Origin of the sequence: Acetobacter zythi (assembly GCF_963921165.1) — a bacterium.
Taxonomy (GTDB): domain Bacteria; phylum Pseudomonadota; class Alphaproteobacteria; order Acetobacterales; family Acetobacteraceae; genus Acetobacter.
Window position 1 is genome coordinate 1 of record NZ_CAWUEO010000009.1, and the last position, 23,252, is coordinate 23,252.

At 49.7% G+C, this 23,252-nt stretch carries 24 protein-coding genes and 2 pseudogenes; 6 read left to right on the forward strand and 20 right to left on the reverse strand.

Annotated elements, in window-relative coordinates; genetic code table 11:
• A protein-coding gene (locus AABE20_RS05345) for an IS3 family transposase (RefSeq protein WP_338332165.1) occupies positions 1 to 1,002 on the reverse strand; the annotation gives its coding sequence in 2 pieces (ribosomal slippage) (positions 1 to 741 and positions 741 to 1,002; 1,003 coding nt annotated over the 2 pieces). This gene is flagged as partial in the annotation.
• 364 nt (positions 1,003 to 1,366) lie between these two features.
• On the opposite strand from AABE20_RS05345, the gene AABE20_RS05350 reads away from it, so the two are divergent.
• Complete coding sequence (locus AABE20_RS05350; protein ID WP_006115571.1) at positions 1,367 to 2,005, forward strand: HPP family protein; 639 nt, start codon at positions 1,367 to 1,369, stop codon at positions 2,003 to 2,005.
• A 33-nt stretch (positions 2,006 to 2,038) separates the two neighbouring features.
• Here AABE20_RS05350 and AABE20_RS05355 read toward each other — a convergent pair whose 3' ends face one another.
• A complete protein-coding gene (locus AABE20_RS05355) occupies positions 2,039 to 2,755 on the reverse strand; it encodes a Crp/Fnr family transcriptional regulator (RefSeq protein WP_242012709.1) in 717 nt (238 codons plus the stop codon).
• Positions 2,739 to 3,317, reverse strand: coding sequence for a DUF488 domain-containing protein (locus AABE20_RS05360; RefSeq protein WP_006115867.1), 579 nt, complete (start codon positions 3,315 to 3,317; stop codon positions 2,739 to 2,741). Before AABE20_RS05360 ends, AABE20_RS05355 begins: the two co-directional genes overlap by 17 nt.
• Before the next feature lie 35 nt (positions 3,318 to 3,352).
• On the opposite strand from AABE20_RS05360, the gene AABE20_RS05365 reads away from it, so the two are divergent.
• Positions 3,353 to 3,568, forward strand: coding sequence for a hypervirulence associated TUDOR domain-containing protein (locus AABE20_RS05365; protein ID WP_010512346.1), 216 nt, complete (start codon positions 3,353 to 3,355; stop codon positions 3,566 to 3,568).
• Positions 3,569 to 3,710: 142 nt separating this feature from the next.
• Here the strand turns inward: AABE20_RS05365 and AABE20_RS05370 are convergent, their stop codons facing one another.
• The 5 genes from AABE20_RS05370 to AABE20_RS05390 form a co-directional block, all read right to left on the reverse strand.
• A complete protein-coding gene (locus AABE20_RS05370) occupies positions 3,711 to 3,854 on the reverse strand; it encodes a TehB-like domain-containing protein (RefSeq protein WP_242012707.1) in 144 nt (47 codons plus the stop codon).
• A complete protein-coding gene (locus AABE20_RS05375; RefSeq protein WP_165993430.1) occupies positions 3,851 to 4,240 on the reverse strand; it encodes a PAS domain-containing protein in 390 nt (129 codons plus the stop codon). The genes AABE20_RS05370 and AABE20_RS05375 overlap by 4 nt, the downstream gene beginning before the upstream one ends.
• Before the next feature lie 61 nt (positions 4,241 to 4,301).
• Complete coding sequence (locus tag AABE20_RS05380; protein WP_035366757.1) at positions 4,302 to 4,667, reverse strand: DUF488 domain-containing protein; 366 nt, start codon at positions 4,665 to 4,667, stop codon at positions 4,302 to 4,304.
• Positions 4,668 to 4,673: 6 nt separating this feature from the next.
• Complete coding sequence (locus tag AABE20_RS05385) at positions 4,674 to 6,998, reverse strand: nitric-oxide reductase large subunit (RefSeq protein ID WP_253632064.1); 2,325 nt, start codon at positions 6,996 to 6,998, stop codon at positions 4,674 to 4,676.
• A 91-nt stretch (positions 6,999 to 7,089) separates the two neighbouring features.
• On the reverse strand, positions 7,090 to 8,406 hold the full coding sequence (locus AABE20_RS05390) for a globin domain-containing protein (protein WP_003631267.1): 1,317 nt from the start codon (positions 8,404 to 8,406) through the stop codon (positions 7,090 to 7,092).
• An 88-nt stretch (positions 8,407 to 8,494) separates the two neighbouring features.
• On the opposite strand from AABE20_RS05390, the gene AABE20_RS05395 reads away from it, so the two are divergent.
• Together AABE20_RS05395 and AABE20_RS05400 are read left to right on the forward strand one after the other, a co-directional pair.
• Entirely contained in the window at positions 8,495 to 8,947 is a 453-nt protein-coding gene (locus AABE20_RS05395; protein WP_026019419.1) for an Rrf2 family transcriptional regulator, read from the forward strand.
• Position 8,948: 1 nt separating this feature from the next.
• Entirely contained in the window at positions 8,949 to 9,440 is a 492-nt protein-coding gene (locus AABE20_RS05400) for a DinB family protein (protein ID WP_338332166.1), read from the forward strand.
• A 740-nt stretch (positions 9,441 to 10,180) separates the two neighbouring features.
• Here AABE20_RS05400 and AABE20_RS05405 read toward each other — a convergent pair.
• The 3 genes and pseudogenes from AABE20_RS05405 to AABE20_RS05415 form a co-directional block, all read right to left on the reverse strand.
• Positions 10,181 to 10,798: pseudogene (locus AABE20_RS05405) on the reverse strand (DDE-type integrase/transposase/recombinase); the annotation flags it as partial.
• A pseudogene (locus AABE20_RS14380) lies at positions 10,777 to 11,121 on the reverse strand (helix-turn-helix domain-containing protein); the annotation flags it as partial. The pseudogenes AABE20_RS14380 and AABE20_RS05405, both read right to left, overlap by 22 nt.
• Positions 11,042 to 11,491, reverse strand: a complete 450-nt coding sequence (locus tag AABE20_RS05415) for a hypothetical protein (RefSeq protein WP_253544400.1) — start codon at positions 11,489 to 11,491, stop codon at positions 11,042 to 11,044. The pseudogene AABE20_RS14380 and the gene AABE20_RS05415, both read right to left, overlap by 80 nt.
• 150 nt (positions 11,492 to 11,641) lie before the next feature.
• Here AABE20_RS05415 and AABE20_RS05420 point away from each other — a divergent pair, with 150 nt between their 5' ends.
• Both AABE20_RS05420 and AABE20_RS05425 read left to right on the forward strand, forming a co-directional pair.
• On the forward strand, positions 11,642 to 12,043 hold the full coding sequence (locus tag AABE20_RS05420; protein ID WP_338332167.1) for a group III truncated hemoglobin: 402 nt from the start codon (positions 11,642 to 11,644) through the stop codon (positions 12,041 to 12,043).
• A 27-nt stretch (positions 12,044 to 12,070) separates the two neighbouring features.
• On the forward strand, positions 12,071 to 12,370 hold the full coding sequence (locus AABE20_RS05425; protein ID WP_012813195.1) for a TehB family protein: 300 nt from the start codon (positions 12,071 to 12,073) through the stop codon (positions 12,368 to 12,370).
• Positions 12,371 to 12,508: 138 nt separating this feature from the next.
• Here AABE20_RS05425 and AABE20_RS05430 read toward each other — a convergent pair whose 3' ends face one another.
• From AABE20_RS05430 to AABE20_RS05470, 9 genes are all read right to left on the reverse strand, one after another.
• Positions 12,509 to 13,588, reverse strand: coding sequence for an IS5 family transposase (locus tag AABE20_RS05430; RefSeq protein WP_338332168.1), 1,080 nt, complete (start codon positions 13,586 to 13,588; stop codon positions 12,509 to 12,511).
• A 219-nt stretch (positions 13,589 to 13,807) separates the two neighbouring features.
• A complete protein-coding gene (locus AABE20_RS05435; protein WP_082246794.1) occupies positions 13,808 to 14,377 on the reverse strand; it encodes an HPP family protein in 570 nt (189 codons plus the stop codon).
• On the reverse strand, positions 14,343 to 15,197 hold the full coding sequence (locus tag AABE20_RS05440) for a peptidylprolyl isomerase (protein ID WP_338332169.1): 855 nt from the start codon (positions 15,195 to 15,197) through the stop codon (positions 14,343 to 14,345). Before AABE20_RS05440 ends, AABE20_RS05435 begins: the two co-directional genes overlap by 35 nt.
• 9 nt (positions 15,198 to 15,206) lie before the next feature.
• Positions 15,207 to 15,911 carry a respiratory nitrate reductase subunit gamma gene (gene narI, locus AABE20_RS05445; RefSeq protein WP_035366587.1) on the reverse strand — a complete coding sequence of 235 codons (705 nt, stop codon included), beginning with the start codon at positions 15,909 to 15,911 and terminating at the stop codon, positions 15,207 to 15,209.
• Positions 15,908 to 16,603 carry a nitrate reductase molybdenum cofactor assembly chaperone gene (gene narJ / locus AABE20_RS05450; protein WP_007396165.1) on the reverse strand — a complete coding sequence of 232 codons (696 nt, stop codon included), beginning with the start codon at positions 16,601 to 16,603 and terminating at the stop codon, positions 15,908 to 15,910. Before narJ ends, narI begins: the two co-directional genes overlap by 4 nt.
• Positions 16,604 to 16,605: 2 nt before the next feature.
• Positions 16,606 to 18,138, reverse strand: coding sequence for a nitrate reductase subunit beta (gene narH, locus AABE20_RS05455; RefSeq protein WP_338332170.1), 1,533 nt, complete (start codon positions 18,136 to 18,138; stop codon positions 16,606 to 16,608).
• Positions 18,139 to 18,190: 52 nt separating this feature from the next.
• Positions 18,191 to 21,892, reverse strand: a complete 3,702-nt coding sequence (locus tag AABE20_RS05460) for a nitrate reductase subunit alpha (RefSeq protein WP_338332171.1) — start codon at positions 21,890 to 21,892, stop codon at positions 18,191 to 18,193.
• Between the two features lie 41 nt (positions 21,893 to 21,933).
• A protein-coding gene (locus tag AABE20_RS05465; RefSeq protein ID WP_338332172.1) for an IS3 family transposase occupies positions 21,934 to 23,021 on the reverse strand; the annotation gives its coding sequence in 2 pieces (ribosomal slippage) (positions 21,934 to 22,760 and positions 22,760 to 23,021; 1,089 coding nt in all).
• A 33-nt stretch (positions 23,022 to 23,054) separates the two neighbouring features.
• A partial coding sequence (locus AABE20_RS05470; protein WP_338332173.1) for a hypothetical protein occupies positions 23,055 to 23,252 on the reverse strand: 198 nt, incomplete at its 5' end.

Here is a 23,252-nt window from a genome sequence, read left to right on the forward strand (position 1 = left end):
GTGTTGCGACCTCCTGCACGTCCTGAATGCTTTCAAACAAATACTGCTCCAGCCATTCCTGCCGGACAGTTCTGTTGTAGCGTTCGATATAGGCGTTCTGCTGCGGATTGCCCGGTTGCGTATAGATCAGGGTAATCCCCTGTTTTCCGGCCCATGAAACCAACGTATGACTGACATATTCAGGGCCATTATCCATTCGGATAGCCTCAGGCCTGCCGCGCCACTCCATAACCTGTTCCAGGCAGCGGACAACCCGACAGGCCGGCAGGGAAAAATCAACCTCGATCGCCAGTCCTTCACGATTGAAGTCATCCAGAATGTTCAGGAGCCGAAAAGCACGTCCATCCATCAGCCTGTCCGCCATAAAATCCATGGACCAGACCCTGTTGGGAAGGGCCGGAACCGACAGCTTTTCAGGCTTTTCGCGAACCAGACGCCTGCGGGGTTTAATCCGCAGGTTGAGTTCCAGTTCCCGATAGATCCGATAAACCCGCTTATGATTCCAGAGCTGTCCCTGCACATTGCGCAGATACAGGAAACACAGACCAAATCCCCATCTCCTGTGAGCCTGGGTCAGTCCCACCAGAAGAGCGGCAATCCTGTCGTTCTCCGCTGCCAGTCGCGGACGATAGCGAAAGCAGGTCTCGGATATCCCAAAAATCCGACAGGCCAGCGCAATGCTGACCCCATGATGCGCCACAGCCTGTGCGGCCAGTTCCCGGCGCTGGGCTGGCCGCTTCATTTTTTTCCAAGGGCTTCCTTCAGGATATCCGTCTGCATGCTCAAATCCGCATACATGCGCTTCAGCCGACGGTTCTCCTCTTCCAAAGCCTTCATCTGACTGATCATCGAAGCATCCATGCCGCCATATTTCGCGCGCCACCGGTAAAACGTGGCGTTGCTAATCCCATGCTCCCGGCACAGGTCAGGAACCGGGACACCGCCCTCAGCCTGGCGGATCACACCCATGATCTGGGCGTCAGTAAAGCGATCACTCTTCATCAGAATCTCCTCAATTCTTACGCTGAGAAAATTCTCATTCAAAAGTCACTCTTTTTATGGGGGGATTACCATGCGACCTCCATCAAAATGGGCTACTACACGCCGTCCACAGGAGGCTGGAAAGTCATACGCGCCTGCGCTACACTCTGTCTGCATCGGGTTCGTTTATTGCTTATGAAAATATCTTTTATACAAAACAGACTTTTTCATAATCTGACCCGATGTACAACCCTTCCGTGAGATTTCCGCGTCGATCATATGAATCGATGAAATCCCGCAATCAAAAGATGTATTGTATTTACATTTTTTGAACACCAGAGTATTCTGCACGTTATCTTGATTTAAGCAAAGTAGTGGACACAATATGAGCCGTTTTATTTCATTACGTGCTTCTATTGGCGGGTTTGTCGGTATAATAGCATCTTATTCTGCTGGGTTTATCTTAATGCCAATTGAAAGTGCCGCCATTGTTGCACCTATGGGTGCATCGGCCGTCCTTGCATTCGGTGTTCCAGCCAGTCCTTTAGCAACACCTCGAGCTGTGATTTTAGGAAATGTTCTTTCAGCAACGATTGGCGTCATAGTTTCACTTATTCCCGATGTACCACTTCTCATCGCCTGTGCTCTTTCAGTAGGGCTCGCAATCGCTGCAATGAACGCCTCAAAATCACTTCATCCTCCGGGTGGCGCATCGGCACTCACAGCAACGCTCCTCCATCCTGGCAATCATGATCTCACGACTGGTTTCTTATTTCCTTTTGTGCCAGTCGGCCTGAATGCTGTCGCTTTGACCATCGCCGCTATTGCTTATCATCGGATTACCGGTCATACGTATCCACATCGTCCTCAGGACGTCGAAGCTTCCACAGTAATTCAAAATTACTTTACACGGGAAGATATTTACAATGCGTTGCAATCAATGCCCGATACGCTTGATGTCGAGCCCGGTGACATTGAACAATTATTAGCTATCATTGATAAAAATAAATGCGACTTAAAATAATATATTTTTATTCTATATTTTTTCTTTCCATCATTAAGCCCTAATGTGCCCGCAAAGACTAATTAACTGAGCATAATTTAAAATCACTATTTCCGAACCGTTTACTTCTAAAATTTCACCACGAAACCGTGTTATAATACGGGATAAATTTTCAGGTGTCATGCGAAGCTCGGCTGCCACCAAAGATTTGCTATGCGGAAGTACGACTTTTTTTCGATTGTCCTGTATAATGGAAAGTTTCACGAGATAACAGACCAAACGCTGTGAACCACTACAATGATAATAACAACTCGTCTGATTGATGTTATTCCTAAATTGTTTTGCAACATATTCCAGCATAATACGCGCGAACGATGAATGAAGAGAACACAATACGTCTATAATATTTGCATCAATCTGAAGCATCGTCGCTGCTGAGGCACAATAAGCTTCCAGAAGATAAGGTTGTCGTGTTACGACCGCTGCAGGAAGAAGAAAGTCACCGGTTATCATACTCATAACAGTGATATTTTCTTTCTTTTCTGGATGCGGACTCCTTAAGTGTATGATGCCATCAAACACAATCCACAAATTTTTTGGTTTATCGTTTTTTTTAAACAAAATTACACCGGGGGCAAACATCGTTTTTTTCACAGATGACAAAAGAACGCGTTTTTCACGCTTTGAAACACCATCAAAGAGTCTCAGAGCGCTGAACATTTCTTCAGGTTCCGATGGAATATTCTGATTTTTATTATGACTTCTCATCATTTTGGACACATACGGACTCTGGAAGAGGATACGTTAAACAACCTGTTGGTTCGACAACAGCACCAGGCGTAAGAACGCCTTCCTGCGTGTTCGTCAACGACAGGATATGGATCACCGTCAAACCTTTAGAAAGAAGATAATCTGAAATAATGCGCCGATGACACCGCCACCAAAGAACCTCTGCGCACATTAAAACAACCGTTTCATATCGGCTCGCTTCGATTAAAGTTGCTAGACCTTTCTGAAATTCATCGCTTAAAGCATAGTCGGCATAATTATGAAAACTTTGCACACGCCAGAATGCATTAATCGTAGGTGCAACGGTTCTGGACCGCGGACGTCTCCCGCCTAACTCCGGAAAATGACGATAAATAACGTTTACTTTCCCAAGCGCTTCAGACAGGACATTACCATTGTAATCCCGATTACGCCTGGAATACGGAAACGCACGAACATCCGCCACGAATGTAATATGATAATGACAAATAAGTGTTATAAATTCGTCAAGGGAATGCGTAGAGTGACCAATCGTATAAATCGTCTTACATTTAACCTTGGTCATTTTACAGTGTCTTCGGTTGCATAAGGAAAATTACCATGTCTTCACAAACCTTCAGAATTGGCGACATTGTTTCATGGAACTCTGAAGCCGGTTATGTCACAGGTAAAATTACGAAAATTCACACATCACCATTTCTCGTCAATGGGTATCATCATCATGCGTCAGGCCAGGAACCTCAATACGAGATTGTCAGTCAGAAAACTGGGCATATAGCATTTCACAAAGGGTCGGCCCTACAGCTACAGATGTAAGTGTTCATATACTTCACAAAGAATGAACTGGATCAGAATCGTAAAACTCCAGTTTTAGCCGGACCAAACCAGATAATTTTAGGTAATGCGTCTGCTCCGGTTTGATAAGGCCTAGTTCACAAGGTGTCAGATGCCTGACTTCTCAAGTGTCAACGTACACGAGCGTCGCAGTTCTTTCCAGAATACGGATAACTGCCCATACGCCAGCCTTCGTGGCATGACGCTGACGCAGACCTGCGGGAAGAGTTATCGCATTGAACTCCGACGTAATACGATACGGTTTCATGGCTGCTTCCTGATATCACGAAAAACAACCTTTATCGCATCGATATTTCCACTATGGTTTCTTATGATATCCATATTGAATACAACAACAATCTGCGAACCATTCCGTCTTAAAGCCGGCACGGTGAGTGTACGATCTGAATTAAAACCTGTTATTCCCTGCTCCACGACATAAGACCAACCTTTCCAGTGCCGTTCACGTAATTTTTCCGGTATAATCAGATCAAGTGACTTCCCAATAGCTTCCTCCGCCGCAAAACCAAACATCTGAACTGCGTTGTCATCCCACAACTCGATGATGCCTGAGCGATGGACCCGGACAATCGCATCGTCACAAATAATGGGAGAATTCTTTTGATCTGTTTCAGCAAAACTTAAATTCGGCATGGAACATAATTCCTAAAAACGTGATAACGGATGAATACTTTTTATACGTTAGCGTCAATACCTATATGTCCTGCTCATCCAGAAATTTCTGGAGAACAAGAGCGTGATTATGAAGCGGATCATGCGCAGCATAAAGAAGAGTGATCCTCCCTTTTTTCATAAGGTTCTCAAGTTTTTTGATGTCGGAATTTCCTTCAGAAAGCTCATGACGATACCTCAGTTTGAATTCATCCCAGTGAGCCGGGTCATGAGCAAACCAGTGTCGAAGATCGGAGCTTGGGGCAGCATTCTTTAACCAATAATCCATTTTAACATCTGATTTGTGCAACCCTCGAGGCCACAATCGATCCACAAGAACACGAACGCCATCTATTTCCGAAGGCAGATCGTAAACTCGTTTTATCCGAACGTCGTGTCGAGATTTCATGACAGACTAATCCTTTTTGGTGTCCAGAGACACACTCCTAAAAAGTCTTTGTGTCCATAGCGGGTAAAGCGGATACAATTTGATGATAAAATCACCACTCATGACCAAAGCACCACCTGCAAAGACAACATCACCAGGCAGGCGCATCCATTGCCAGAACAATGTCGTATCATAGAATGCAGCACTCCGTGCATAAGCGTAACCATGCTCGTAAACAGCCAGGAGCTGCGACCAGCCAACGGGGAAGAAATTCAGAACAGTCCAGAGAATGAGGCCTGCATTGTATAGCCAGAATGCCCAGATCCCTGGTCGCTCAGAAAACGTTTTCTCACCGGCATGGATATAGCGCAGACAGAAGTAAATCAGACCAATTGCCAGTTCACCAAAGGCGCCAAACAAAGATGCATGTGCATGATTTAACGTTAAAAATGTACCATGTTCATAATAGTTGACCAATGGTGCATTCAGGATACCTCCTCCATAAACGCCCGCACCAACAAAATTCCAGAAAGCAGCGCCAATAATGTACATATAGCCAACGCGATACAGGAAATCTCCGTGAGCATTGATCAGGCGATAATGATGAATACCCTCCATGATGAGCAGAACCAGTGGAAGCACCTCAATAAACGAAAACATTGTTCCAAATGGGATCCAGATACTGGGCTCTCCTGCCCAATATAAATGGTGTCCAGTACCAATCACCCCACCAAGAAAGACGAGAATGACTTCAAAATACATTCCGCGCTCGGCCAGCTTTCGTGACACCAGCCCCGTTGCCATAAGAGTCCATGCCGTCATGGTTGCAGCAAAAAACTCAAACGATTGCTCAACCCACAGATGAACGACCCACCACCTCCAGAAATCAGCCAGTGTAAAAGATTTCTCGATTCCTGTCAGAGGCACCATTCCACAGACGTACAACAGGGCAATATTTACTGTTGAGGCCCAGATCAGGTGTTCAAGCCGGATACGACCTGTCCAGAAATCACGAGCAGCATCTATCCAGCCAGGCACTGTTGGCCAGAGAGCGCGCATGACAAGCGCACTCCACACGATTAAACCTGCAAAGAAACCAATCTGCCAGAACCGACCAAGTTGGATGTAAGAGAGCCCCTGATTGCCGAACCAAAACCAGTTTGTATCTATCGCTCCCATAATACCGAGATAGTCTCCGACGAGACCGCCAACCACAACAAATGCCGTAACCCAGAATAGAGCATCGACAAGCCATCCCTGACCTCGTGCTTCTTCGCCTCCGGCGATGACCGGGGAAAGGAACAGGGCAGCTCCAATCCACGACAGGCCAATCCAGACTATAGGTGCCTGAATATGTACATCACGCATAAAACTGAACGGGATGTAACGATTGACATCAAAACCATAAAAGCTAGACCGGTCGTAATACATGTGAGCCATGATCGAGCCAACAAGTATTTGTATAAGTATCAAGGCCGAAACCAGCAGAAAATATTTCCATATTTTTCTCTGACTCGATGTTAATGGACGTGCAGGAACCAGAATACACTCGCGTAAACTAGTATCAGCATCATCAAGCCAGTATTCATAGATAAACAGAACGACACCAAATGCGAGAAAAACAAAGCCAAAACTCGCCCACGTCCATATAAATGTGGCCCCCGTTGGTGTATTCCCAACCAACGGTTCATACGGCCAGTTCTGCGTCCATGAATAGGTCTCACCAGGGCGATGCGCCACAGTCGTCAAAGCTGAATACATGAGAAAATCGGCTGTTTTTAACGCAAGCGCTGGCGTGAGAGCCTGTGTCGCATTCCAGCCGGAAGAGCGGTCTGTCCTAAGAAACGACGCCGCTGTTTCATCACGTATTTTTACAAAAGCGTGGGATACGGCATCGGGTAACACAACCGTGTCTTGTGTCAGATCGATGCCACGAAGATCCTCACGCATATGGGTTGTCGCAACCGTCTGCTTTTCCGGAGACAGATGGGAAAAGGTCCTCTCTCCGACATCGTGTGCATAATTTTCCCGTGTTGAAAGCGCAATATTTTTTAGTAAGGATGCTGTGTAATCTTCTCCATAATACGAGCCCATACCATACAGACTGCCATAATCCATCAGGTCTGCTTTCTGGAACCCGCCTTTACCAGCGATAATGTCATCTGCAGTCATGATGACATCCCCGGACCGGGAAACAAATCTCTGAGGCTGAGGTGGAACACCCTGATATGTCCTGAGTGTTGTCCAGAACAGCAGCATCGCGGTAGCAAACCCGACAACAAGTAAAACCCACTTCAGGACAGTGCTGACAGGATCCCTGTCAGCACGATTGACTAATGACGTCTTGGACATCCTGAACGGACTTTCTGGCTAAAACTTTAAGAAAACAGAAAAAAAGCGACCAGACGACCTCCTCCTTTCTGAGAAGGTCGTCTGACAGGTTTCAGATCACCAGAGCCGGATCAGATGCGGAGCCAAAAATCTCATAGCGGATCTGAGAGCCTGACAACTGCTCGTTACGCAAAGTTTCAATCATGTCGCGCATGAAAGAATCCGGGCCACAGATGTAATAGGTCGCTGCGTGATCAAGGTTTTTGCGCAGCCAATCTTGTGTAATATGACCTGAATGAACCGTAATACCCGCAGAAGAGACAGCTTCTGGTATTGTTCTCTTGCTACCTGTCAAATGACTGAGTGTTCTATGCAGCCATCCTGATGAAGCAACATTGGATTGCGCAACAGGCTGTCCTGGAAGGTTTCCCGCAGGAACATTGCCCTTTGCAAAAAAGAACTCAGCTGTCAGTTTTCCTGCAGTCGCCAGAGACGTCACAAAAGGCACAAACGCTGCCAGATCAACTGTGTCGGCTCCCAGAACATAATGTATTTTACGACCAGAATGTGTTGCGACAAGATCTTCAATCATAGAGATCAGCGGCGTGAGACCAACGCCTGCCGCCAGAAGAACGACCGGGGCATGACTGGCTTCATCCAGAAAAAAATCACCCGCTGGATTAGCGGCCTGAAGAATGTCACCGACCTGCACACTGTCGTGAAGCCACGTTGAGACTACCCCCTGATCATGACGCTTGACAGTAATACGGTAATGGTCGGCCCCAGGTGCTGAAGAAATACTGTAATTACGTCGTTGTGACCCGTGACCCGGAATATCAAGTTTGAAGCTCAGATATTGGCCGGCCTTATGATGAAAAAGCGGCTTTCCATCGACTGGAACCAGATCAAACGAAGTAATGAAAGGCGTTTCTTTGTGCCGTGCTCGGACCGTGAATTCACGCCACCCCTTCCAGCCTCCAGGAGCATGTTCGTGCTCGTCATAGATCTGTTTTTCTCGACCGATCAGGACATCTGCCAGAAACCAGTAAGCTTTACCCCATGCATCAATAATTTCCGGAGTCGCCGCATCGCCGAGAACGTGCTTGATAGCACCGATCAACGCGTCTGCAACGAAAGGATAATGCTCAGGCAAAATGTTCAGGCCAACATGCTTTTCGGCAATGCGCTCGACCATGCCGCGCAGCTTTCCAAGATCATTGATATGCTCGGCATACGCGAGAACAGCCAGCGCCAGTGCTTTGGGCTGCTCCAGATCCCGCTGATGGGAGAGATTAAAGAGATCTCGAATTTCGGGGTGCGACAGAAGACGCTTGTACATTTCTTCCGTAATCGCAAGACCGTGCGCTTTGAGAGCTGGAACTGTCGCAACAACGAGAGCGCGTGTTTTTTCGTCGAGTGGGGCGGACATTGTGATTCGATCCTTTAAGGTTCATAGTCCATACACCTTTTGTGTCAGACATCTTGGAAAATCTGTCAAGTAGATGCATGCTGTAGGTATGAAACTTAATTTGCAGACCGATTATGCGCTCCGTGCACTGATCTTCCTGGGTAGTCGAACTGATCGACTGTCTTCCATTCGGGAGATCGCTGAGACCTACAGGATTTCTGAAACTCACATGGTCAAAGTGATTCATCGTCTGGGTAAAGGTGGTTTTATTGAAACCCTGCGTGGTCGCAATGGTGGTATCCGTTTGGGAAGGTTAGCCGAAACGATACGTATCGGTGCAGTCGTAAGTTATATGGAAGAAGACATGAGCTTGCTTGATTGCCTCAGCCACAAAACTTGTGAAAGAGAGGGCACGTGTATTCTTATGCCCTCATGTCGACTCCGAGGGGTTCTGTCAGAAACAATGCAGGCGATGATGTCCGTTCTCGACCGCTACACTCTGGCCGATATGATTACTCCGTTTGAATGTGAACGACTCATCAGAAATGAAACAAAGGATTAATATGTCAGGATTAATGGAATACAAAAAGTGGATGGATGAAAATCTGATTACATGTCTTATGAATGCAGAAAAGTCAGGTGATCAGGAAATCGTCGAAACAATCCTGTTCTGGTTAGCACATATCAATATTGTCGACGAGATTTTCCGCGCACATCTAACGAAAACGAAACACGTTTATTCAAAAACTGTAGTTGATAAACTACCTTCAGCGACCGAACTGATCACAAGTGTTCGTAATACAGGCAATTGGCTGATAAATTATGAGACAAATCTGTCTGAACATGATCGACAGGCAGTATTTGACTTCACATACACCGATGGAGAACCTGGTCAGTTAACCGCACAAGGCATCCTGACTCATCTTCTTACTCATGGTCTATATCACATAAGTGTCGTTGATGACAGAATCAGCAAGCGCGGATACGATGTCAATGGAATCCTGTTCACCACTCATATGAAACATAGAAAACAGCTAGGACCTGTTAGATCTTGAAACTCTTCCCATATTACGAGGATGGAAGAAGGGGACGGAACAGGCACTTTTACGAACGAGACATGGTTGATCTGGGAACCTCTGATTGAGACGCTTCGCCCAAGAGATAAGACGCCGCCCATGACCTGCGGCGTACGATAGCAGCGATTTTCTAGCGCCAATGAGAATGGCACGAAATGACGGTGTATCCGCGCTGAACTGGGTGCGTGGTGGCGGGCAACGCAGCTTTTCATCCGCCGGGTGAAACTCGACGGATGGGAGCGTCTGCTCGAACTGGTTCAGGAACAACACGGAGTGACGCTCGGAATGACTTTTCTGGATAACACGAACATCTGGGCTCACGGCAAAGCGGCAGGAGCCCAAAAAAGGGACCTCTTTCGAAGAACGAGACCATCGTGAAACACTTGGCCACCCTCGCCGCGGGTATGGCACGAAAGTATGCGTGATCACTGATAGACAAGAAAAAGCCTTCGGTTTTGCTCTGGCCCCAGAACAAGCTCATGAACTGCCTCTGTCACCAGCTATGCTCGACAGCTTTCCCGTCATTCCCCTGTGGGTCGTGGCGGACAAGGGTTACGCGCCAAACGCCTTTAGTGAACGGAGATGAGGTATGGAAGCACGACCCGCCATCCCAGCGAAACAACGTAATGGAGCGGTCGCCTGCCCAAAATGGGTCTATCGGTGCCAACATCTCGTTGAGAACCATTGGGCTCGCCTCAAGGAGTGGCGCGCTGTCGCAACTAGCTGTCAGGTTGTGAGACGTCATTGGCGTAATCAAGGATTTCGTCGACCTGTTTCATGATGTCACGACCAGCCGGTTTGATATAGTCTTGATTACGTGACGCGGGATGTTTTTCAAGCCATGAGATGATGCATTGGGCGGGAGCGATGCCGCCCAGAACACGCTGCGGGCGATGATTGTAGGCGAAACAGAAGCCTCTGAGCAGAATTTCCAGATCTTCATGGTTTGAGACACAGACCTGCAGTACTTCTGTAGCGACACGGCCATTGAAGCGTTCCACCATTCCATTGGTCTGAGGGGAGTAAGCCTTGGTCCGGCGTCGGTCGATTCCCATGTCATGACAGGCTTTTTCGAAGGCGTCCGCTGTAAAGCAGGAGCCACGATCGGTCAGGATATGGGTGATCCGGAAAGGAAAGGCCGATTTGACGGCATTGAGGAAATCAACGGAATTATCCGCATTTTCCGCGTCATAAACAGCCAGGTGCACTGAACGGGAACAGCGATCGATGGCGACATACAGAAAACGTTTCCGCCGGTCCCCATCTGCTGTCTGTAATTTTGGCAGATGTTTCACATCGATATGGACATAACCGGGATCGTAATCGCGGAACGTCCCAGCTTGCGGGCAATAGCACGCACCCCGGTCTTGCGTGCGCATTCCAGAGCGATTTCTTCACGCTCGGAAAAAGAAAGACTACGGCCCTGTGGGTGAGAGCTCGAAGGGGTTAAATGTGTAGGTGGCATCCCGCCAGAACTCCGAAACCAACGGCTTCCAACTGGAGCAGAAACACCGGCTTCGATACCAGCCTCTTCGCTGGAAAGACCTGCCGCGATACCCTGCCAGAACCGACAAAGGGTCTCACGCTGCCAGACAGGCGGCCGTCCTGGCGAGCACAATTTGCGCCTTGTGGACCGCTCCGATTTCCGTTTCCCTGTCATCGTCTACACCTCCAATATTAAGGTGTTGCGACGACCGGTTGAATCCGCCCTCCGCAATAAACAGAACAATGGCAAACACCAGCCACAACCCCACCATGGCGTGCATCCACCAGAAACCGGGTTCAGCAAAACGGGCCCAGAGGTCCATTTTCATGACCATAACAAGCCCGCTCAGCCCGACCAGAACCACAGCACCGCGCGCCTGCCACACAAAACGGCGCTCAAAAGCCTGAAAAGCCGCAAGCCTGTCCGCCCCGAACACACCACAGCGCAGGGCAGGCAAAGCCGCTGTTGTCGCCATGGAGACCCCGCCAATCCAGATCACGACCCCGATCACGTGCAGTGCCCGAGCAATTGCCAGTTCGTTCATCCATCCCTCTTTGGGAAGATTGCCATATTTGCCTGTCTCACCATATTTCTACTGCGTTGGGGGCGTGCCGGGTTTGCGCTGGCGCAACCTTTCTGCCAGTCGCATCAGATAGACTGTACTCAACATCAGGCTGTTAAGGAGGCTCATATTATGAGCAGGCTGCCACTAAACGAGGACGGGCTGGCAACACTTGTAGACGCCTTTTACACACGTGTGCGCGCGGACCCCAAGCTTGGCCCCATTTTTGAAGATGCCGTGACCAACTGGCCTGAGCACCTGCAAACGCTCACGGCTTTCTGGTCTTCCGTCATGCTGGGTACCGGGCGTTACAAAGGCCAGCCAGTGCCCGTGCATATGCAGCACCGTGACCGGATTACGCCAGAACTGTTTGATCGGTGGCTGGCACTATGGGGTGAGACCACCTCCACACACATGCCAGCAGATGTAGCCGCTGTTCTAGAGGACAAGGCAGCCAACATTGCCAGAAGCTTGCAGCTTGCACTCTCTTTTTACGCCAAACGGGCCATGCCCCAGCGCAACACAGCACCTTGAGGCGCTGTTCCCCGAAAAGTGATACCTATGACCGAAGCCCTGCCCTATCGCTCCACGCCCGTATTCGATCAGGACACGCTACCTGCTGCTTTGCGCACACGCCATAATACCAAGGCGGGTGTGTGGGGCGTGATCCGTGTGCTTGAGGGGGAGTTGAAGCTCACTTATCTGGCCCCTCCATCTGAACTTCTGCTGACACCCGCCACCCCCGGCCTGATCGAACCGCAGCAGCCTCATTTTGTAACACCCATGGGCAAGGTGGCGATGAGGGTGGATTTTTACGATCAGCCCCCTCCCCCTTCCGCGTTCTCTGCCCCCCAGTCCTGAACAGGTGGAGGGATCGAAGAACCCTTGATTGATGTGCTTGGCCGGTAATTTCTGGGTTTTGGCGATTTGATTGACGGTTTTTGCGATGGCGTCCAGTCTGCGTTTTGAGCAGATTGGGAGTTGTCTCTTGCTGGATGGCTATGCGCTCGCGTTCAATCTTTCGAGGAAGAGGAGGCGGCGCATATTGTAGACGATATTGGCGAGCCCGATCCTCATGGTGGCTCGACTGATACCGACAGTCCGGACAAACAGCCCCGTCTGTGACTTCTGATCGGCAAAGACATGCTCGACACGCGAGCGGATGACCGACTTTCCAGCATTTGATTTCTGGATATGCCGGGGCATAGGCTTGAGATGCGGCTTTTTGCGATGAACCTTGGAGACAAAGCCCTGCTTTTCCATGAAGTCTTCGTTGGCTTTTGAGCGATAGGCCGTGTCGGCCCAGACACTTGAGGCCGTATTGGTTTTATCCAGAAGCCCCTCTCTCAATCGCGCGCCATCACTGGCAGCGGCATGCATTGTTTTCCATTTGCGGATGAACCGGTATTTCCGATCGATGGAAACATGCGATTTATAGCCAAAGAACGGGATGGCGAGATCGCTGGATGGCATGGTTCCATCATCCTGCCGCTTCGCCTTCGTGAACTTCAGTGTCCAGCGCGCATGACGATCCTTGTGCGACAGATTTGCGGGTTTGTCCTGCCAGTCTTCAGGAATACGGCCTGCTCGCAGATCCGCTTTCTCTGCATTGGTGTTCCGCTGCTTCGGAGCCGCTACCAGCGTGGCATCCAGGATCTGGCCTGACATCGGCAAATACCCGGCGTTACGCAGGGTCGCATCAAAGCGGTTGAACAGCCCATCGATCGCACCCGTCTGGGTCAGACGCTTTTGACACAGCCAGACCGTTTTGGCATCCGGCACCCGATCTGAAAGTCCCAGCCCAAGGAAACGCATAAAGGAGAGGCGATCGTTGATCAGATATTCCGTCCGCTCATCAGACAAATTGTTGAGCGTCTGGATCACCAGGATCTTGAACATCAGCACAGGATCAAATGGCGGTCGTCCGCCCTTGCTTCCATCGGAATACGCCAGGACCTTGTCCAGATCAGGACGGAACGCTTCAAAATCCACAGTCTGGGAAAACGCTTCGAGCTGATCGCCAAGCCCACTCAGCCGGGCAAGACGCTCTTCAACATCAAAGAAACCAGACTGCTTCATATCGCCATTCCCTCAATCAACGCAGAAGAAATAGAATCATACAGAAGACCTCAAAACCAGGGGGTTTTTAGAACCCTCCAGGTGTTGTTGTTCCTGACAAAACATTCGTGCCTGTCATCGCAAACAAAATTGCGAATTAAACAAAAAACACCCGGCGCTTTTTTGTGCCGGGTGCCCTGACTGTAATTAAGTAATCCTATTAAGCTGTAAAAATTTTTCTTATTTTTTATATGCCATAAATTTTTGAAAAACTTCAGAAACGGTAGTCGAAATAATAACACCTATACATATTACGCTAATAGTTTTTATATCTGAATGAAATCCGCCCAAGCTCAGCAATAATGTTGTTGCTGCTGCGGGAGGATGATTTGCTTTACAAAGGCCCTGCCCCAAGACTGTCAGGGATATCGCCAGGACACTCGCAGCCATACGGTTCCAAGTAATGTGGTCAATACTCATAGCAGCGGGGGCTGCCAAAGCGTCAAATATCCACAAAGAGAACACCGCAGCAATGATCCCGATTGCATGCCCTGCCAGTGTGTTCCAAACTCTTGAAGCGTCCTGTTGTGGCGTAACAATATGAATAAAAATAGTTGGCCCCAAACTAGGAAAAAGCAATGGGTAATGCGTAAAATATGCTAATGCCCCCATGACCCCTGTAGAGACCAGAACGGCAAATGTTTTAAAAATTATTTCCAAAACCATAAAAGCCCTCAGATTTTTTAGCCGTAAGATAGAAAGTATTGTTATACAGTCAGGAAGGTTTTTTCCCTGTGCAGTTTCCTCCATCCGGCCAACCGGTGCTGGATGCCTGCGCTGTTGTGCCAGAAAACACGTCAAACCCTTTAATTCGCGCTTTAGAGGCAAGCATGGCAATGTAGTTCTGCACGCCCTGCTTCCAACTACTATCTTCAAGGAAAATCCGAATACGCTGTTTTTCTTCTTTATTTAACGCTTCGACCTTTAGCTCAGCGGAAAACTTTTTTAAAAGCTGCACAATATGCACGCCATATCGTGTTTCTATCAGACCATCATAGAATTCACCTTCTTGGACAGTTTGTAGGGCTTTCCTGAACTCTGGCAAAAGATCTTGCTCTTGCATTATGCCTAAATCCCCCCCTCTACTGGAGGAAGGACATTCTGAATAACGTGCGGCTACTTGTTCAAAATCTATGGCGTTATTTTTCAGGTGGTCCAGAAACTCTTGCGCTCTTTTTTGCGCTGTTTCCACTGAACCCGGCATAGATTTGTCTGCATATACCAAAATATGCCGCACATGCATGGCGGGACCAGTCTGCATATGGGCAATATTGGACGCACTCCAGCGCTCAAGCTCATCATCCGTTGGTGTTGGCACCTCGACCTCCCGCTCTAGCAAAGCCTGAATGAGCGCTTCATCGATCAAACTGTCTCCGCTCTTAGTGTCGAGCTTTTTCCGGGCTTCATCAAGCAGGAGTGTTTTTACCACCAGCGCTCTTGCGGCATCATTCCGTTGCGCCTGAAGAGACGCTGTTTTGTGGTGCGGCATTTCTGCCTGAACATCCTCCAATGAAATGGCGGTGTCATTTACAAAAATTGTGTGACCGGTTTGATTGGGAGAACTCATCATGTTCAGGGCTCACGTCTCATCATTAGCGACATGGTGGTTCTGGCGGACAATCTGCCACCCCGGCCGAAAAACGTACCAGATAGGAGCAGAGATAACATGCACCAACCGGGTAAACGGCGTTAGAAGAAACAGCGTCATGCCGGTTACCAGATGTAGCTTGTAAACCCACGGGATAGTGGTGAGCAGATTTGGCAGGCCTGACCGGAATGTCAGAACACCCCGGCACCATTCCCCTAATATTTCCATTGTGTGCCCGTCTGAATGCATCATGGAGTGTGGCAACCCAAGAATTCCGAGCCAGAGTTGCGCATAGACAAACAGAAGAATGAATAGGTCAGTTGGGCGGCTGGTGGCCTTGACGCGCTTGTTAAAGACACGGCGGTAAATAAGCCCTGCGCCACCAACAGCAGCGAACACTGCAAACACACTTCCGGCACCGACAGCCAGCAACTGGTGGGCGTGAGCACTCAGGCCCAGCATCTCAGTCAGTTGGGGCGGGGTCAGAAGCCCCGCAGCATGGCCCATCATCAACCCCAGCACACCAACGTGGAAGCTATTACTGGCCCACTTCAGGGTTTTTCTTTCAAGGAACTCACTCGACTCAGCGCGCCATGAAAACTGGCTTCTATCGAACCGCGCCCAACACCCGATGACAAAGACCGACAAACATAGATACGGATAGATTTGGAACAGAAAGTACTCGACCCAGTTCATGCTCTTGCCTCCACATGATCCTTGCCTGAATAGCCAGTACACGCTGCGCTACATGCCGCAGGTGAGGAGGCATGATCGAACGTGACAGGTTTTTCTTCATACCGCATATCAAGGGTTGCGGGATCATCCATCACGGCTGTGTCTCTTAAATGCGCGTGCACAACTTCTTTGTCAGGAAGACGTGTGGATTCTTCCTGTAAAATTTGGAAAATACCAGAATATATAGACCGCCTTTCTTGAAGTCTTCTGTTCAGAACTGCAAGAATATCCACTATTTCTGTCAGAAGCTCCTGTGTTTTCTGAGGGTCACACACAGACGCATACTCTAGATAGGCGGGAAGAAAGTCTGGTAACTCGTTCCCCTGCAAATCCAGACCGGCAGAACGATATTCCTCTAACAGATCCACCATTGCCTGCCCGCGCATACGGGAATCCCCATGCACATGCTGGAAAAGGTAGAGCGATAAGGAGGGGGACATATCGAAAAGCTGCACATACTGGCTTTGCGCATCCAGAAGTGGTGTTTTTTCAAGAAAAATCCTGATTTCTTCGAAAGCTTTTTTCTGTTCTATAGAGAGATTGGAAAGCGAAATCAGCGTGCCTAATTCTACACTTTCCTGCTTTATAAGTTCATCAGGGTACCGAAGAAAAATAGCGCTTAACTGACAGAGGAATGACAGAGACTGAGACATTGTTATCCCCCTTTCACCGTATGACGACGAATTTCCGGTCTTACACCCTGCTGCCCCCATAGGCTGAAGCGGCTTTTCCCGGAGGTTGTGCTCTGGTTAAAATGAAAACCCGCGATGCCGCGCTGATGGTAAGGGTCTTCTGCATCTTCTTTATGCGCGGTTGGCACAACGAAGCGATCTTCATAATTCGCAATAGCCAGAAGACGGTACATGTCCTGAATTTGCTGCTCTGACAGCCCTGCCCCCTGCAAGAGAGAGGCGTCACGTACATTCTCAATCTGGAAACGGCGCATATAGGCCCGGAGCGCCAGCAGCCGGTTAAGAGCCGCTTTGACGGGCGCTTCATCCCCCGCAGTGAGCATATTAGCCAGATATTGGACCGGTATACGTAGGCTGTTGATATCTGGAATACCATTCAGGGTTTCCAGACTACCAGCAGAAGCTGCTTCCTGAATGGGCGACAAGGGCGGGATGTACCAAACCATAGGCAGGGTGCGGTATTCAGGATGGAGCGGAAAGGCGATTTTCCATTCCTTGATCATACGGTACACTGGCGAGCGTTGGGCCGCGTCAATCCATGCGTCAGGTATGCCGTCCCGACGTGCCTGCTCAACCACTGCCGGGTCGTGTGGGTCCAGAAAAAGGTCGAGCTGCTGCTCATACGCATCTTCAGGGTTTGTTGTAGCCGCAGCGGTTTCAATTTTGTCGGCATCATACAGCATGACGCCAAGATAGCGGATACGCCCCACACAGGTTTCAGAGCAGACGGTAGGCTGGCCACTTTCTATACGGGGGTAGCAGAACACACATTTTTCTGATTTTCCTGTGTGCCAATTGTAATAAATTTTCTTGTAAGGACAACCGCTGACACACATGCGCCACCCACGACATTTTTCCTGATCAACCAGAACAATGCCGTCTTCTTCCCTTTTATAAATAGCACCTGATGGGCATGATGCAACACAAGTCGGGTTAAGGCAGTGTTCACACAGTCGCGGGAGAAACATCAGAAAGCTATTTTCGAACTTTCCATATATTTCTTTTTCTACATCACGGAAATTATAGTCTTTGGAACGATGTTTAAATTCTGTGCCCAGAGACTCTTCCCAGTTCGGGCCTCGTTCAATTTTATCCATGACCTGCCCGGTAATACGGGAATACGGCCGGACAGACGTAACAACCTGCTCGCTTTTTTCGTTCTGCAATGCAGCGTAATCAAAATCAAATGGTTCATAATAATCGTCAAGTTGGGGCAGGTTTGGGTTTGCAAAAATTTTCGAAAGAATACGCCATTTTCCACCAATTTTAGGGCGGAGTGACTCTCCCTTTCCCAACTGCCAGCCGCCATGCCACAGTTCCTGATTTTCCCACTGCTGCGGAAAACCGACACCGGGTTTACTTTCGACATTGTTAAACCATGCGTATTCAACACCGTCACGGTTGGTCCAGATCTGTTTGCACGTCACACTGCATGTATGACACCCGATGCATTTATCGAGATTAAGAACCTTACCTATCTGCGCACGTATCTTCACGGTTACTTACCTATAATGCAGGGAGAAGCAGGAAAATTACTCAAAATCATCTTCATCCCTTCCCTTTTTCGGTGGTGTCAAACCAGTTCACATCATTCATTTTACGTAAGAAAATAAATTCATCACGATTAGACCCAACCGGCCCGTAATAATTGAATGACCATGAAAGATGTGCATACCCACCCACCATATGGGTGGGTTTCATGACAACACGCGTCACTGAATTATGAATACCGGCACGCTTGCCAGTAATTTCACTACCCGGCACATTGGCGGTGCGCTCGGCCGCATGGTACATAAACGCTGCACCAGACGGAATACGCTGGCTGACAACAGCACGCGCCACCAATGTCCCGTTACAGTTAAAAGCTTCTACCCAGTCATTATCGACAATCTTGAGCCGTGTTGCGTCATCCTCACTAATCCAGACAACCGGGCCACCACGGCCAAGTGTCAACATAATCAGGTTTTCAGCATAGGTGCTATGGATGCCCCACTTTTGATGAGGGGTCAGGAAATTCAGCGGGATAACCGGGTTTCCGTTATCATGCGCAGCCCCTAAGGCCTCTGGCGTTGAGTGTGTTTCAATAGGTGGCTTGTATGTGGCAAAGGTTTCCCCAAAGTCACGGAGCCAAGGATGATCCTGATAAAACTGAAGCCGACCTGTTAATGTACGCCATGGTACATATTCGTGCACATTCAGCCAGTTAGCGGTGTAGGCTTCCTGCGTTGACGAGACACCGCTCCATACCGGCGAGTTTATGACCTGCCGAGGCTGTGTAATGATATCTGCAAATGTAATCCGGTCACCGTCTCTTCCGCCCAGACGGTGAGAAAGGTCACGCCCGGTTTTGTCTGAAAGAGACTTCCAGCTTCTGGCTGAAACTGCACCATTTGTTTCCGGTGCCAGCATAAGTACCGTCTCAACCGCATCGGTATCCTGAAAAAGAGAAGACCTCTCGGGATATTTCACTGAGACTGACGGATGTGTCTGCTTAAGTTCCTGTATCTCTGCTGTTGTATCCCACTGTAACCCGTGGTCTGCGTTCCCCTTCTTTTCCAAACCCGGACCTAACGTAATGTAGCGATCATAGACCTCATCATAACGTCTTGGCACAATAGCAATCTGGGGCATTGTCTTGCCCGGTACACCAGCTATCGGGTGCTCTGACCGCCAGATCTCGTCACCATAAGGCTGCGCCAGCTCGGCTGGTGTGTCTTTTTGCAAGGGTGACAGAACAACATCTGTTTCACTCTCCAACTGGCCTTTTGCCAACCGTTGGAACGTCTCAGCCAAACCACGGAAAATGCTCCAGTCCGTGCGGGCTTCCCATGCCGGGTCAACAGCAGCCTGCAGCGGATGAATAAACGTGTGCATGTCAGACGTATTCAGGTCTGATTTTTCATACCATGTTGCGGTTGGCAAAACGACATCGCTGAACATTGCTGTTGTGCTCATGCGGAAATCAATAGTTGTCAGAAGGTCCAGTTTTCCTTCTGGAGCCTTATCATGCCATTTTGCAAAATCCGGCCTCTGGTCACTATCCTCGTTCATGACATTGTTAGGCGCGCCCAACAGGTGCTTCATGAAATATTCATGTCCTTTGCCGCTGGCACCTAGCAAGTTTGACCGCCAGACAAACATGTTACGCGGCCAGTTCTCCGGTGCATCGGGGTCTTCACAAGCAAGCTTGATGGAACCGGATACAAGAGCGTCCTTCACATATGTTGCAGGATCCTGCCCACTTTGAGCGGCTTTTTGACCGAGCTGTAACGGATTGACCGCAAGCTGTGGCGCACTTGGCAGCCAGCCGCGTCGTTCAGCCTGAATGTTACAATCAAGCACGGTTTGAGGCCATTTTTCAGGCGAGGCCAGAGGTGAAAGCTGCTCCCTTGGTGTTAACTGCTCATAACGCCACTGGTCTGTATGTGCATAGAAGAAGCTTGTGCCGTTCATTCGGCGTGGCGGGCCGCCCCAATCCCCCGCAAACGCGACTGGCCCCCACCCTGCGGATGGGCGTAGCTTTTCCTGCCCCACATAGTGCGCCCAGCCGCCGCCGTTCTGCCCTATGCACCCACACAGCATGAGCATGTTCAGAATAGCACGGTACGTCATGTCCATATTGTACCAATGGTTGAGGCCTGCCCCCAGAATAACCATGGAGCGCCCCTGCGTAGCTTCCGCATTTCGGGCAAAGCCGCGTGCTACAGCAATACATCTTTCACGCGGCACACCGGTAATGGCCTCCTGCCAAGCGGGCGTACCGGGCACATTACTCTCATAATCCGACCACGCGGTAGCGTCCGCAGAAAGCCCATAATGTGCGGTCATTAAATCAAAAACAGTGGCGCACTGGACATGCTCGCCTGTTTTCAGGACTATGCTTCGTACCGGAACCTTACGGGCATGAACTGGCTCGGCCTCATTCAAACCAAAGCGCCCGTCTCCACCAAAATATGGAAACAGTACTGTGGCCATCTCTCCACTCTCACCCAGAGAAAGAGACGGTGTTAAGGGCGCACCTGTTACGGCATCAAATGGTTCAAGGTTCCATTTCCCCTCGTTTTCCCACCGAAAACCGGCAGACCCGCGCGGCATAGCAGGGCAGGCCTGTTCCCGGTCCCAAACCAGAGGCTTCCAGTCAGCTTCTGTGGTGTGGTACCGGTCATCCGCCAGATCAGCCGCGCGGAGCAGCCTGCCGGGTTTCTGACCTGCATCGCTGGGGTCCAGGATCACCAGAAATGGAAGGTCTGTGTACCGGGTTGCATAGTCCTGAAAATAAGGGACCTGACGTTCAAGATAGAACTCACGAAGAATGACATGCACCATGGCCAATGCCAGTGCAGAGTCCGTTCCTTGGCGAGGGTGCAGCCATAAATCTGCAAATTTAGCGACTTCAACATAGTCCGGAGCAATGACTACACTTTTTGCGCCCCGATACCGTGCTTCTGTATAAAAATGAGCATCGGGTGTGCGGGTCATGGACACATTGGAGCCCCAGACCAGCAGATAGCCCGAATTATACCAGTCAAGACTTTCTGGCACGTCTGTCTGGTCACCAAATGTCTGAGGGGATGCGGGAGGCAGGTCACAATACCAGTCATAAAAAGACAGGCATGTTCCGCCAAGAAGGCTTAAATAGCGTGTTCCGGCAGCGTAACTCAGCATAGACATGGCTGGAATGGGCGAAAAGCCCACAAGCCTGTCAGGCCCCCATGTTTTGATGGTATGGATATTTGCTGCGGCAATCAGTTCGTTTGCCTCATCCCAAGACACCCGAACAAAGCCCCCCAGCCCACGCTGTGCCTGATAACTCTGACGGGCGACCGGGTCGTTTTGGATGGCTGCCCAAGCTGAGACCGCATCCAGCGTCTTACGTTTTTCGCGCCACAACTCAACCAGCCGTTTGCGCACCAGCGGGTAGCGAATACGGTTACTGCTATACAGATACCATGAGTAGCTTGCGCCACGCGGGCAGCCACGTGGTTCGTGGTTGGGCATATCTGGTCGCGTGCGCGGGTAATCGGTCTGTTGTGTTTCCCACGTGACCAGACCACTTTTAACATAGATCTTCCAACTGCAACTGCCGGTGCAGTTCACGCCATGCGTTGACCGGACAATTTTCTCACTCTCCCACCGGGACCGGTAGGTATCCTCCCATGCCCGGCTTTCATCTGTATTGACGCCATGGCCACCCGCAAACTTACCTTGATATTTTTTGAAAAAGAGAAGTCTGTCGATGAGTTGGCTCATAGGGTAATCCCCCCATTTTTAGTCGGGCATTGAATGAGAATTCAGGCAGCTGTTTTTAGTTTCTGGGCGGGGGTTAGCCCGCTGTTCCCCATGTTGGGTCTGTCATGGTTATATGTCCAGAGCCATTGTGTTGCGACCTCCTGCACGTCCTGAATGCTTTCAAACAAATACTGCTCCAGCCATTCCTGCCGGACAGTTCTGTTGTAGCGTTCAATATAGGCGTTCTGCTGCGGATTACCCGGTTGCGTATAGATCAGGGTAATCCCCTGTTTTTCGGCCCATGAAACCAACGTATGACTGACATATTCAGGGCCATTATCCATTCGGATAGCTTCTGGCCTGCCACGCCACTCCATAACCTGTTCCAGACAGCGGACAACCCGACAGGCTGGCAGGGAAAAATCAACCTCAATCGCCAGTCCTTCACGATTGAAGTCATCCAGAATGTTCAGGAGCCGAAAAGCACGTCCATCCATCAGCCTGTCCGCCATAAAATCCATGGACCAGACCGTGTTGGGAAGGGCCGGAACCGACAGCTTTTCAGGCTTTTCGCGAACCAGACGCCTGCGGGGTTTAATCCGCAGGTTGAGTTCCAGTTCCCGATAGATCCGATAAACCCGCGTATGATTCCAGAGCTGTCCCTGCACATTGCGCGGATACAGGAAACACAGACCAAATCCCCATCTCCTGTGAGCCTGGGTCAGTCCCACAAGAAGATCGGCAATCCTGTCATTCTCCGCTGCCAGTCGCGGACGATAGCGAAAGCAGGTCTCGGATATCCCAAAAATCCGACAGGCCAGCGCAATGCTGACCCCATGATGCGCCACAGCCTGTGCGGCCAGTTCCCGGCGCTGGGCTGGCCGCTTCATTTTTTTCCAAGGGCTTCCTTCAGGATATCCGTCTGCATGCTCAGATCCGCATACATGCGCTTCAGCCGACGGTTCTCCTCTTCCAGAGCCTTCATCTGACTGATCATCGAAGCATCCATACCGCCATATTTCGCGCGCCACCGGTAAAACGTGGCGTTGCTGATCCCATGCTCCCGGCACAGGTCAGGAACCGGGACACCGCCCTCAGCCTGGCGGATTACACCCATGATCTGTGCGTCAGTAAAGCGATCACTCTTCATCAGAATCTCCTCATCCTTACGCTGAGAAAATTCTCATTCAAAAGCCACTCTTTTTATGGGGGGATTACCCACCCAGTGTAGTAGCTCACGGCACTGAGCGAGAACGGTATTTTTCATCTCATACCGTCTTTCTTGAAGACCGGCATGGGGGGGGGGACAGCGGAACATCTGTTGTACAACGGAAGCCGAAAAAAGCTGACGTTGTTGGCAATCCAGCATCACGATGCTGCC